The 12,230-nt window shown below is 46.1% G+C and carries 11 protein-coding genes; all 11 read left to right on the top strand.

Annotated features, from left to right (window positions below; all coding sequences use genetic code 11):
• The first annotated feature begins 611 nt into the window (after positions 1-611).
• The 11 genes from G519_RS50160 to ltrA all read left to right on the top strand — a co-directional run bounded on the left by G519_RS50160 (position 612) and on the right by ltrA (position 12,152).
• Complete coding sequence (locus tag G519_RS50160; protein WP_154669566.1) at positions 612-749, top strand: hypothetical protein; 138 nt, start codon at positions 612-614, stop codon at positions 747-749.
• 40 nt (positions 750-789) lie between these two features.
• Positions 790-3,741 carry a type IV secretory system conjugative DNA transfer family protein gene (locus tag G519_RS0112920; RefSeq protein WP_029195058.1) on the top strand — a complete coding sequence of 984 codons (2,952 nt, stop codon included), beginning with the start codon at positions 790-792 and terminating at the stop codon, positions 3,739-3,741.
• 519 nt (positions 3,742-4,260) lie between these two features.
• Complete coding sequence (locus G519_RS0112915; RefSeq protein WP_029195057.1) at positions 4,261-5,028, top strand: hypothetical protein; 768 nt, start codon at positions 4,261-4,263, stop codon at positions 5,026-5,028.
• Positions 5,021-5,212: a hypothetical protein gene (locus tag G519_RS0112910; RefSeq protein ID WP_036632817.1), complete on the top strand. Its 192-nt coding sequence runs from the start codon at positions 5,021-5,023 to the stop codon at positions 5,210-5,212. The genes G519_RS0112915 and G519_RS0112910 overlap by 8 nt, the downstream gene beginning before the upstream one ends.
• 181 nt (positions 5,213-5,393) lie before the next feature.
• Positions 5,394-5,759, top strand: a complete 366-nt coding sequence (locus G519_RS0112905; protein ID WP_029195055.1) for a hypothetical protein — start codon at positions 5,394-5,396, stop codon at positions 5,757-5,759.
• A 243-nt stretch (positions 5,760-6,002) separates the two neighbouring features.
• Positions 6,003-6,902 carry a hypothetical protein gene (locus G519_RS0112900; protein ID WP_029195054.1) on the top strand — a complete coding sequence of 300 codons (900 nt, stop codon included), beginning with the start codon at positions 6,003-6,005 and terminating at the stop codon, positions 6,900-6,902.
• On the top strand, positions 6,871-8,037 hold the full coding sequence (locus G519_RS0112895) for a hypothetical protein (RefSeq protein ID WP_029195053.1): 1,167 nt from the start codon (positions 6,871-6,873) through the stop codon (positions 8,035-8,037). Before G519_RS0112900 ends, G519_RS0112895 begins: the two co-directional genes overlap by 32 nt.
• An 84-nt stretch (positions 8,038-8,121) precedes the next feature.
• Positions 8,122-8,409, top strand: coding sequence for a DUF1292 domain-containing protein (locus G519_RS0112890; RefSeq protein WP_029195052.1), 288 nt, complete (start codon positions 8,122-8,124; stop codon positions 8,407-8,409).
• A gap of 340 nt (positions 8,410-8,749) precedes the next feature.
• Entirely contained in the window at positions 8,750-9,214 is a 465-nt protein-coding gene (locus G519_RS0112880; RefSeq protein WP_029195051.1) for a hypothetical protein, read from the top strand.
• Entirely contained in the window at positions 9,211-9,549 is a 339-nt protein-coding gene (locus G519_RS0112875; protein ID WP_029195050.1) for a hypothetical protein, read from the top strand. The genes G519_RS0112880 and G519_RS0112875 overlap by 4 nt, the downstream gene beginning before the upstream one ends.
• A 686-nt stretch (positions 9,550-10,235) precedes the next feature.
• Positions 10,236-12,152 carry a group II intron reverse transcriptase/maturase gene (gene ltrA, locus G519_RS0112870; protein ID WP_029195049.1) on the top strand — a complete coding sequence of 639 codons (1,917 nt, stop codon included), beginning with the start codon at positions 10,236-10,238 and terminating at the stop codon, positions 12,150-12,152.
• Positions 12,153-12,230: the final 78 nt, after the last annotated feature.

Genomic DNA, 12,230 nt, shown 5'->3' with positions numbered 1-12,230 from the left:
ATTCATATCTGATTCTATTATACCAAACAAATGTTCTCGTGTGAACGAGAGAGGGAAAGTATTGTAAGAATAACCTTGATTTTGCCTTGTCATCCCACAGGGGAATTCGGGCAAAGCGAACTTTCATCTACCCCATTAAAATGGGGAGGATTCTCGTCCGCAATATCCTAAACGATACAGAACGGCTTACAAGTGGTGGTTTATATGAGTATTTTGGATCGTCTTTCGGGTTGTTACGCCAGTAGGTGAATCGCATAGTCTTCCCCCTATGATTAGTTATCGGCTGCTACAGACATCATACCAATTATAAAAGTCACTACGAGGATGAACATCATCGTCGCTCAACTCCTTTCTTCTTTGTATTTCTAGTATAGAACAAGCTTAAAATCGAGGCATTTTTGCATACCCCTTATTTGAAGTCCGTCAAGCATCCCGCTCCAACTTAAACCGAACGAAGGGGTGATTGTTACCTCATGGTTAATCGGTTATAATCGGGTTATGCAATTACATATAACTCACGCGAGTAAGAAGCACTTACTTTGGCTCAAGGGCCTTAGTAGGTGCTTTTTTGTTTCCGCTTTGCGGTATTGGAGAGGGGGGATTCTATCGAAATGATGAGACTACTCAAACTGTCCGTCCTTCTGGCGGGCATTACCTGGATTATCTTTGTTGCTGTCTCCGGAGTTGAAGTTCGCAAATGTGCTTGCGCTCCGTTACCGACAAACAGTGGCAGCCATCTTATCATGTGATTTAGAACAAGGAGAGGGTTTCGAAAGGTGTTGAAGCTTATTGTCTAAGGAAATCTATATGAACGAGGAACATCAGTTCGGAAAAGGGTTGCTACCTGCTTACGGGCAGAAGGTTTGGGTGGATACGCGGGAACGAGTAATGGAACTGTACCGCCTCTATTTTCACACCGGCCTAGTATCCCTGTTCATCCTTATGAATACCGTTGTCGCAGTTTCTTCTGCGATGCTATACGTCAAACAGTTTAATCAGGCTGCAAGTGGCCCGGATGCGATTGCTCGATTACTTCCGGGACATTTGGATTGGATATCAAAGGTTCTTGGCGTTCTGTACTTGCCGCTCGATCAACGCCCGCTCCTCTGGCTGTGCTGCACCTTCATTTGCTACTTGGTATGGTGCTATTCCACCGTCACGCAGCCGATCCAGCGTGGGCATAAGACGATTCTTTCCTACACGTCGGAGCGGGGCCGTAAGTATACTTTGATCATTTCATTCGTTCACATGTCCCTCATGTACTGCGGCTTATTCGCCTGGTACATCCACACGTTCACTTTCGATTACTTTTCGATGATTCATGTCGAGAACGAGCCTTATTTGAAGATTACGAGCATGGTTGGCTTCGTTAATTTTCTTATGACTCTGCCGGTTGTCATTTGCCTAATTGTCGCGTTCCATATCGCCAGGGAGTTCTACAAGAACGAGGACTTCAGGAAGCGTTTCTATATGTGGGAATTTTCCTTTCTCTCGGACCAGTCGTTCTCACTCCGAAATAAGATGTGCGATGTGGTGGTCGGATGGGATAAGAAAACAAATAAACCTATCGTGCTGTCTGAAACCTCCCGATTTCTCCACGAGCTCGTCGTAGGAGCAACAGGAAGCGGGAAAACGAGTACAGCCATCCTCATCCGAATCGTTCAGGATTTGATCCGAATTGCCCGCGGACACAAGATGGGGATCGTGGTGCTTGAGCCTAAATCCGATTTGATTCGGGACGTGGAAAAGATGGCTGATAAGCTCGGTATTCCGAAGAGTAAAATCAAAGTGGTTGACCCTACAGACTTGGTTAAGTCGGTTCGGTTCAACCCGCTGGCTGGCCCGCTCGAGGTAGCTGCCGAAACATGGCGCGGTGTCCTCGATGCTTTGACCGGTGACCAGGATACCTTCTTTAAGGACCAACAAGGTGAAACGGCGGCCGCTTATGTTATGCTCGGAAAGATCCGCCACGGCAACCAGTTCAACTTTATTACTCACCTTCAGCGCATGTATACCGAACCCCGCTTCCTTGCGGATATGACCGAGGATGTGCGCAAATGGATAGACCGCAACTTGGAAAACCCAGTGATTACGCCAGATGAACGAAATCTGCTGGATCGTTACGATCGCGTCTGCAACTACTTCGAGAATGACGTATTGGAGTATGTCGTCATGAAAGACAAGGAAGGGGGCCAGCTTCCTGTCCTGTATCAGCAGGGGCATAAGCATGCAGGCAAACAAGTGGTTCTGAACAAGAAGGACAAGTTTATCGGCGGAGCAAAAAAGTACGTGACGGATATTAGCATGAATGCCATGCTCAGTCAGCTACTTGTGTCGAATGACGGGCAGGAAACCCTTGACCTTGATTCCTTCCTGAAAGATGGCGGCATCCTTCTGTACAACAGCGCTTTGGCGGAGCTCGAAGAACTCAGCCTCATGTTTGGCCAGTTCATCATTCGGCAGATGCAATCTGCTATATTCCGGCGCCCGCCGGAGGAAAATGGGCATAAGCGGATTCCAATTTTCTTCACGATCGACGAGTTCCCGCTATACATCAACGATGCGTTCCAACGATTGCTTACACTCGGTCGTTCTTTCAAGGTTGGTACGCTCATTGCAATTCAGAACCTGGGACAGCTAAGGGGCGTCAAGGCCGGCTACGATGAGGTCATTCTATCCAATGCCTCCAACAAAACGGTGTTTGGTCGCGGAGAGTTTAAGGATAATGAATACTTCAGTAAGTCATTCGGTGAAGAGTATGTTTTAGAGGAATCCATGAACGAGTCGGTCACACCGATTAGCATGCCGAATCAATCTCGGGGGCTTCGGTATAACACAGCTCGCAAGCTCGAGCCTCGGTTTACGCCGACAAAGATCAAAGAGCTGACGTTCAAAAACTTTATCGTTGAGCTTGTCGGTAAGGACGGCAGCATTAAGCCAGCAACTCATGCATACGGAAAATTCGTAGATGAAACCAAGTTTATGAAGCGGTTCATCGATATCGGCAGGATCGAGCTCGCCACAAAAAACTACAAGCCCCTGTCGTTCAAGGGGAATATCAATCAGCTTTCCTATTTAGTCCGCCAGCTTGAGGATAACAAGCAAGATGATGCTTCTGTGGAAGCGGGAGTGAATGCAGAAACGCCAAAATCGAAGGGAGTCTCTCAAACAGAAGTTGAATCCTCAAAGCAACAGGTGCAGGAGAGCATGAAGGAAGCAGCCGCAACTTCTTCTCCACATAAATCCGCTCCAGTAAAAGGAGAAGATGACGGCTCGTCGCTGGAAGGGGACGATGATGACAGCACGCTCTTCTGGCCGGATCCGAACACAGAGAACGATGTGTCTGGTGAATTACCTACACATCAAGGAGCAACGAAGGAGGGGTCTGGCTCACCTACCGCCCCAGATCATCCGGCCGTCAACCAACAGCAGCGGGACGACGAGATTCTGAAGCAAACTCACTCCATCCCGGACGACATCGATGCTCTGGTGAAGTCGGTGCACGATAACCTCGCTGGAACTGGTACCGTCTCTCCGTTAAGTGGCTCCGTCCCCGCTACAGGTTCGGAGACGAAATCAGCGGAACAGGCGTCTGCGCATCCACCGAAACCGGAAAGCAGTATCTTCGAAGATCTCCTTGATGATCTTGCTGCGTCAGACAGGCAGACCACCGACAAACAAAAGCAGTATGCCAATGACAGCATTCAGAAAGTCGCTGGCTACAAGGACGATGATATGTAACGAAAAAACCGTGTCCAAGAGGGCACGGTTTTTGTATGTGACAACTGAGAAGGAAGGGAAGGTAGTAACCTACATTATGAAGCATATATCTAAAAAATAAGACTGCGAAATGAAGGATTATCACAACCTAATCTAAAACGTAGTAAATCTATTGTCAGGTACACATGGTTGTTTATTGGTATTTCCACACATTAACGCTTCACCAATGAAGTAACCTGTATATTTATTTGGATACATCTGAGATATTCTTACTTTTTTCAAGGGATTTATTTAAAATCCGTACCGGCTGCATTGTTTATCACCGTCCATACAGTTCTTAGAGGCATTATCACATTCTATGTGCCCTCCACAAACATCTGAATGGGTAGATATAACATGGTTGCTAAAATACCAATTATCAAAACCATAGGGATAACGCGATTATCTCAAAATATGGTAATTCCACCTAAAGCTCGTTCTATTAGGTGGAATTATTTTTGTTTATACTTAGATTAATAAAAGTCAGGTGGTGCTAAATAAGTGGAAAATGGCAAAAAGTGGTTTATTCTTTTGTTCTCACAAATTAATTTTAATAATATTAAGCAGGTTTCTTATCTAACGGATAATTTACTTGAAACAGATCAAAGTAAGCTAATGACATTGATCGAACAACTTGCTAACCGCTGTAATGATGAAGAAGCTGAATTGTGGCTGCAAACTTGCATTTTACCAGAAGAGTATCCTGTTGAAAAAATTATTAATTTTCTCTATGGAAAACGAATCCAAATAATTAAGGTGCAAGAGGATGTAAGGATGTATCTAAATGAATTTTCCAAAGCAAACAAAAAGTTACGTATCATGCAGGATGAATTGGACCAAACGGGAAAAATAACAAACTTTACTTACATTGGCGGCCCTGTTGGAGAAAGGACTCTCGAGCTAAACAACAAGCTAGAAAAAATCACTTATGTTTTTGACACATCCCCAACGCTTTATAGAGGTAGAGATCCAATATTTAAATTACAACTACAACACACTTCTTTTGAAAATTTTATTTACTCAGAACTACTTAATTATATGAAAGGGGAGCCCTTAGGACCTGTTAGGTGCGATCATTGTCAGGAATTTATAGAAGATTTAACTCCCCAACAAAGGGCGAAAAAATTTAAATATCATAAAGAAGCGCGTCCTGGTGAATTTGACAGTTGTAAAGTGTTGGCCAAAAAGGTGAGGGACCGCAAAGGAAAACAAGAAAAAGTATTAAGAAGTGTGGCAAAAACTCTTGAGGAGGATGCAAGCTATGTTTAACACAAATGGACCAAAATTTTGGAATGGGAAAAGATGGATAGGAGGGGCAGCCGCTTGGGCACATACAATCAGTAATAACGGCGGATGGAACGAGCATCACATGAAATTTGCTGGAAAGGTAGCAAATGTAATTGATGAAATGAACCAAGAAGCCGCTAAACCTAATATCAAAAAAATTAAGTAACGTTTGGCCTTGGGATTTACAGATACGAAGATCATTTGCATAAGCAGGTGATCTTTTTATTTACATATAAACATTAGTATTAATATTTGAATTTATATTCTGTGAAAACGCGGCTTTAAAGGGGGAATTGAAACGTTTGTAGAGGGGGGAGAGTGAACGTCCTCACCGAAAGGAGAATTATATGCTATTCACAGTGGAGGGAAAGCCAATTCGGTACGTGTTTCATTATCAGCAATTTGAAACCTGGAAAAGAAGGATGGACCCAGAAGCACTAGATGCCATTTATAAAAGACTGGATGAAGAGATTTACAATAAGGATATTCATTATTCAAGTTGGGTGCCAGGAGCGGATTGGAATAACACTGTGTTTTTACCGATATACGAAATCATGTGCGGTGATGAAGTGAAATCACGTAAATTCTTTGGCAACATATTCATGGATGTATTTATTCGGAGAGCTGAGACCTGGATATTCAATAAGGGAGAACAAACGCTTTATGACCGTGTACCAGGGAGCTACTATTGGAAAACTGGAAAAAAGGATTGAGTGGTAACAAAATCATGTTTCATTCACCAAAAAATATCAGGAGCCTCGAGAGTGATATCTCGTTGCTCCAAAAACGACACCAATCAATTGACAGTAAGACGGGTTCGCTTTACAATGGACTCAAGTGAAAAATTGTCCGGAACATCTCAGGAAGCACCTGCGATTTGGGGAACCCCCATGCGCAGGTGCTTTTTTGCGTTCCGGACCTAACTCTAAATCAACACGAAGGAAAGGTGATTTTGCATGTCGAGTCAGAATTCTCAGGAGTTTGGTATTACTCCGGCAATGCGCTCTTGGGCGGATATCAAGGAAGCACACCGCACTGGCCGGATCATGGTTGGTCACACGATCGGTATTGAGACCAAGGCACTTGGCGACAGCAAAGAAGAAGTATTAAAAATTGATTTCAACGGCGTTTACGGCTACCTTCCGAAGTCTAATGTTGACAACTATAATCTGCGCGGCATCCAGTATTACTTGGATCGAGAACTGGAGTTTATCGTTGATGATGTCATCATCGACAAATCGGCAACAGTGGGTATTTTCCTTGCCAACCGTGCTAAAGCGCTTGAGAAGAGAGCAGAGCGTTTTTGGAAGGAAGCCCAAGAAGGGCATGTGTTCGAAGCATTTGTCCGCGGTGTCGATCAATACACCTTGTTCTTGCTTGTGGAGGGCATACCTTACGAGCTGAACCGGTCTGAAGTCGGTTATGTGTTCTACGAGGATTTGACCGAGGCATTCGAGATCGGTGATACGCTGCCGGTGAAAATCACAAACGTTACCCGTCCGACCAAGGATCAAAAGGGCAAGATTACGGTCGACAGCCGCACACTCCAGACTGATCCTTGGACCAATATTGTCAACTACCAAGTAAACGGTATATACGTCGGTGCAATCAAGAAAATTCATCCGGAACACGGAATGTTCGTCGAGTTGGTGGATTCTCCGGGCCTTGTCGTTCGTACGAACTTCCCTCCTTACAGCGGAAACCACATCTTCAAAGAAGGCGAAAACATTCGGGTTCGTATTGCGAAAATCGATGCGGCGGGTCGGCGCATGAAGGCAGTTGCATTCGTTCCCCAATATTCAAGAAAACGGGAAAATGCCCGCTATGGACGAATCGATTCTTATGGCTCAAGGTAATTTTACCAGCTTCGAAGAGATGAGTCCGAAGGGAGGAACGGGGGAGCGAGAAACATCGTTCCCCCGTTCCTCCCCGATGGTGCCTGAGCACCTGAATCCGTACACTGACTCCGTTTGTCGGAGCGATATTTACGAGCTCCTTCTTCCGGACGGAACACGGTTCGGGATGTTCTCCGACCCTTATGCTACCATCGAGTACCACGATCCGAAGTTCGGCTTGCAAAATGGGCGTTACTGGCTGGATGCACAAGTTAATGGTGCAGATGTATCGAAGAACGACTTGAAGCTGGTTGATGTACTTTCCACGAACAGGACGATGACCCGGAAGCAACTGGAGCGGGTTATATTCCCCGGTCTTCAGCCTGGCGAAAGATCAGGCGTTGATTTCATTAAACGATGCCGCAGTCGCGGTATCATATGCGCCTATAGGTGGTCGACCCCACTCAAGGACGAGCGGAAAAAGCCGCTTGCCTATATACTGACAAAAGTAGGTGCAGATGCGGCAGAAATCTTGTTCCACCGTAAATTAAACGAAGAGCAATGGGCGCGCCCGGTGGAGTACAGTCCTGGCCAGGGCCCGGATATGACTCCTTATTTCGTTGACCTTGTGGCAAATGAATTGTATACCGATCTCGTACGAATTGACCGCCTAATCTCTTGGCAGCGACGGCCGGTGATCCGCGTCGATCAAAACGTGTTCCATATTCCGGTTGCCTCCTTCGAGGTTATTCGGGACCGTAATGACTTCCTCCAGTTCTGGGTAGAGGTGTTTCGCCCGAGTAAAGATTTTATCCGCAAAACCGCTGAACGCTTTGCGCGTTTGCGGCAGGTTTATCTTAAACTTCCGGATCATAAGCGCCCCGCACGCATTATGTTGATCGCAGATGGCGATAGCCGGATCCCTCTACTTAGCCGCATCGCAGAACAATACATGCCTGAAGTCCCGCTCCGCTTTACTACAGACGAGCGGTTATTGGCAGGTATGAGCCGGGATACCTTCCTTGAATACAACAATTCCGAGAAGAAGATGACGGCAAGCACGATCAAGTTCCTATTGGAAGACGCACCTGGCATGAGAGCTTCTGAGTATTTCTCGGAATCGCGTGTAAACGACCATGACGACTTTGAAGATTGAGGCTATTTCAGATCGGAAAAGGCTTGATGGAAAGTAAATCGAGCCTTTTCCTGTTTTTATTTCACCGAAGAGACAGGTGACCCTATGACAACCGTACAAGATAATACACGGAGAAAAGCAACGGTTGACTTTATTATGGCAAACGAAAATAATGAGACGATAAAGTGCTCATTCAAGAAGCTCTTTGAATATAGCGGAAACATGTATGTTGCCTTTGAAGACACAACCGAAACGATACAAATTCTACGAGTGAAAGACCCCTATGGCACCACTCCAAAATTAGTCGAGATTCCAAAGGATCACTTAACCGCGATACATAACTTCTATAAATCGCTAATGGGCGAACGCCCCATATATACAGAGCCATCATAATCCAGAAATCATGCCACAGTCCTTTTCGAGGGCTGTTTTTTCTTCTGCATTACCCCCTCCATAGTTTGACACCCGTGCTTTTCAGTAAGACGCCAATGTGCTATAATTTGGGCATACATTTCTTTTTTTCTCTTGCTCCCGCCATGCGGCCCAGGGAGTACCGTTGAATTTACCTTTTTATGTAATTGATCTCAGGGCTTCCTATGCCCAATTTCAAAGAACCGTCTCTTGAGACGCAGATTATGAAGTCCTTTTTGGATTTCGAGAATTCGATCTGCTTCTGAAGAGTCGGTTTTTTTTGTTTTGCCGACTTATCAAAAGCCGAAGGGAGAGAATGTGTGTGGAATGGAATCTGAAGCGCATCAAATCAATGTGGGATAACGTCGAGGTAGTGCCACCAAAGAAACCTGAGTTCCGGATGAATCGGTATAATTCCTCGATAGTCCATCATGAGATCGAATTTGCAAATGTGGAGTACGTACCTGAATTGTTTGCGGAACTGCAAAGACTGCTTCAAGGGCGATGCCAGGACCTGCAATTCGTTTTTGATGGGCCTTTTCCCGGTTCGGAGCTAAAAGCTCTCGGGTTTGCACCAAGACAAGGGGAAAGCCGTATTTGGAACAAATCGCATCCGGAATACCGTATTTCAGCGATCCGCATTGAATCAACGAATTCGTGGATTCTGGAGGTCATGAAGCGGTCAGGACGCGGGGTTCTAAGTGATGCTGCTAGGCTTGATTTCCTCACGGATAGCGGCAAGTTTGAAGTGCAACTCACTATTCCTTTGGATGTGATTGCGTCATGAGAGCCGCGATTATGGTCGATGAAATCAATGCGATCGGTCAGCTTCACGACATAGGGATTCAAGGCATCCGACCTTGGGTAGAGTTCTATCGTGCCATTCACACGGTACTGAATCGGGATTTCGGTCGTGCAGACGTAGGATATCACTTCTACGGAAGTCTTCCACCGAAAGATGTAGCCGGATCAAAGTATTTTGACCGGAAAAGGTTTTTTCAGGCGCTCGAGCGCGACGACATACAAGTCCACGAAGGATTTTGTATCGCTGACCGAACCGGCAGCCTGATGGAAAAGGGAGTCGATATGGTGCGCGTTGTTCTCAGACAACCTGCGCAGTAATGCGCAACAAAACTGAGGCTCATCCAAAAGTGAGTAACTCTATTCCACATGTTGGGTGCAACCCCCAACTAGATTGAAGATTGGCAATCTACCCTAGAACTCCGACGTGCGCTTCTCACTAAACAGAGAAGTGTTCGAAGCTCGGCGAAGTCGGTGAAAAGCAGACCTGCGAAGAGGTTAGCGAAGTAATCGGGGGGGCCATAAAGCTGATATGCCTACACACCAGGAATCTCCGTTTGTACGGCTCGACAACTCCAAGGCATCGAAACAGAAGATGTCTTCCGCTTCAAATGCGGTTCATTCGCGGCTCCGGTACTCATGTCTGTCGGCGCTGTACTCACTCATAGAAGTGAAGTGTCTTTAAGCCTCCAATCAGGGCTGAAAAGACGGATGACGGGTCAAAGGAGAGGGCTAAGTCAGTATGTAAGGCAGATGGAATAGGGAACAACGGAAATCGGAAAGAGGCTGACAAAGATGTTTAGATCTGATGCCTCTAAGCGGTAGGAAATGACCGCATTATTCCGATGGCAGCTGCCCGTAGTAGTCCGAGCGTGGGAAAGCCACGTACATGGCGAAGGGGCATAGTCGATCACTAAAGTCCCATTAGAGACGCAACAGTCAAGGAAGCCGTTGAGCGAACCTGACTAAAGCCAAATGAGGCAATAACTCCGAAAGGGGTGATGCCAGTGGTACAAGAACTTGACAGCCCTACAACGGAATCACAATTCAGAAATATACAGGATCGCCTGTACAGCAATACTCTGAATGCCATCGACGGTGGCACAAAACCTTGCATCAAAGGACTTCTGGAGATTGCCTCTTCAGAAACGGTCATACTGACTGCAATCCACAAAATCAAAGCAAACAAAGGGGCGAACACCCCCGGAACCGACGCCGAAACCCTTCGTGAACATTTCCTTCATAAAGATTATGAAGAAGTCGTTCAACGGGTCAAGGAAGGATTCAATAGGTACAAGCCAGTTCCGGTTCGACGCAAGTGGATACCGAAACCCGGCAAGACGGAAATGAGACCTCTTGGTATTCCGGCCATCATTGATCGAATTATCCAAGAGTGCATCAGATCCACCATTGAACCCATCCTTGAAGCGCAGTTCTTCAAACACTCATATGGTTTTCGACCCATGCGCGATGCTCACATGGCCCTTAACCGGGTGACGGACATCGTACACAAAACCGGATATCGCTGGATAGTAGAAGGGGATATAAAGAAATTCTTCGACAATGTAAATCATCGTATACTGATTAGCCAACTATGGCATTTGGGCATACGGGACCGGAGAATTCTCTGCATTATCAAGGAAATGCTTAAGGCAGGAATCATGGGTGAGTGTGATACTAACACCGTGGGTACACCCCAAGGCGGAATCATCTCGCCACTCCTTGCCAACGCATACCTCCATGCCCTCGATCAGTGGATTATCCGAGAATGGGAAGAAAAGAAATTGCGGAGATCACAAGCAAAGAGCCGAAACGGGTTCCTAGGCGTTCTCCACAAGACCAATCTCAAACCTGCATACTTTGTCAGATACGCGGATGATTGGGTTTTGATCACCAACTCCAAGGAAAATGCGGAAAAGTGGAAGTGGCGTATTAGCCATTTTCTCAAAAACAGTCTTGCTATCGAACTCTCCGAAGAAAAGACGCTCATAACGAATGTCAGGAAGAAATCAATCCACTTTGTAGGATTCGAATTTAACGTTAGGCCAGGAAAGTCACGGCAAGGATTTATACCGTGCACCAGACCCGACAAAGGCCGTCTCCGCAGTAAATTGGAAGAGATCAAACAAAACATTCGCAACGTCAAGGGGTTATATCGCTACAAAAAAGGTAACGGACTTGAGCAGATGGTCCATGGCATCAATATTCTCAACTCTCAAATAAGAGGATTGATCGAATACTACGATGTCACCACCAACATTCACCGCAGCCTCCGTCCATACGCACAGCGAATACGGTATACCGGATTCAAATGCGTCAAGAGAATGGGGATGGGCGGATGTTGGAAGCCTGCAAATCAGGTGGATAACTTAATCTCGATTCACCACGACTACAATACGCTGATACCAGCCATACCCTATAAGGGCGTCTGGTACGGGATCACTGATCTCAGTTTTGGAAAGTGGAGAAAAGAAAAGACTGCTCTTAAGAGACAGAACGAGACACCATACACCCCCGAAGGACGGGCTATTTACGAGTCCCGCTCCGAAAAGCCTAGCCTAAAAGCACGGGCTGACGAGATGCTCTCCACAAGAACATCTTACGGGGTCATGATGAACCTCCGAAGTTTCAAAGCCGAACGGAAGAAGAAGCTGTATAACTTCGAGTTCTTCCTCAACCGAATCTATGCGTACAACCGAGACAAAGGCAAATGCAGAGTGTGCGGCATATATTTATCACCCTATGAGGTGCACACGCACCACATAAGGCCATATCTGCCAATCGAGTTGGTCAACCGAGTGAATGAGCTTGCTTCGACACATTTGGAATGTCACCAGTATATCCATGACGGCATTGAACATGCCGACCTTGGGCAGACGGTTTGGAATAAGATTCTGAAGTTTAGAGCCAAGTTGCAAAACTAATGGGAGTGTAAGAGTGATCGATGGAACGCCGTATGAATGAAAACATTCACGTACGGTGTGAGGCGGGGGAAAGGAGAT

The sequence above is a fragment of the Paenibacillus alginolyticus DSM 5050 = NBRC 15375 genome, from assembly GCF_000422905.1.
GTDB classification, from domain to species: Bacteria; Bacillota; Bacilli; order Paenibacillales; family NBRC-103111; genus Paenibacillus_E; species Paenibacillus_E alginolyticus.
Note: the sequence above shows the minus strand (reverse complement) of the source record. Positions and strands in the feature narration are given on the sequence as shown.

Bases quoted from the DNA above. Each gene is read 5' to 3' on its own strand.
- G519_RS50160 (WP_154669566.1), top strand. From the start codon at position 612: ATGATGAGACTACTCAAACTGTCCGTCCTTCTGGCGGGCATTACCTGG.
- G519_RS0112910 (WP_036632817.1), top strand. From the start codon at position 5,021: ATGTTTAACACAAATGGACCAAAATTTTGGAATGGGAAAAGATGGATA.
- G519_RS0112905 (WP_029195055.1), top strand. From the start codon at position 5,394: ATGCTATTCACAGTGGAGGGAAAGCCAATTCGGTACGTGTTTCATTAT.
- G519_RS0112900 (WP_029195054.1), top strand. From the start codon at position 6,003: ATGTCGAGTCAGAATTCTCAGGAGTTTGGTATTACTCCGGCAATGCGC.
- G519_RS0112895 (WP_029195053.1), top strand. From the start codon at position 6,871: ATGGACGAATCGATTCTTATGGCTCAAGGTAATTTTACCAGCTTCGAA.
- G519_RS0112890 (WP_029195052.1), top strand. From the start codon at position 8,122: ATGACAACCGTACAAGATAATACACGGAGAAAAGCAACGGTTGACTTT.
- G519_RS0112875 (WP_029195050.1), top strand. From the start codon at position 9,211: ATGAGAGCCGCGATTATGGTCGATGAAATCAATGCGATCGGTCAGCTT.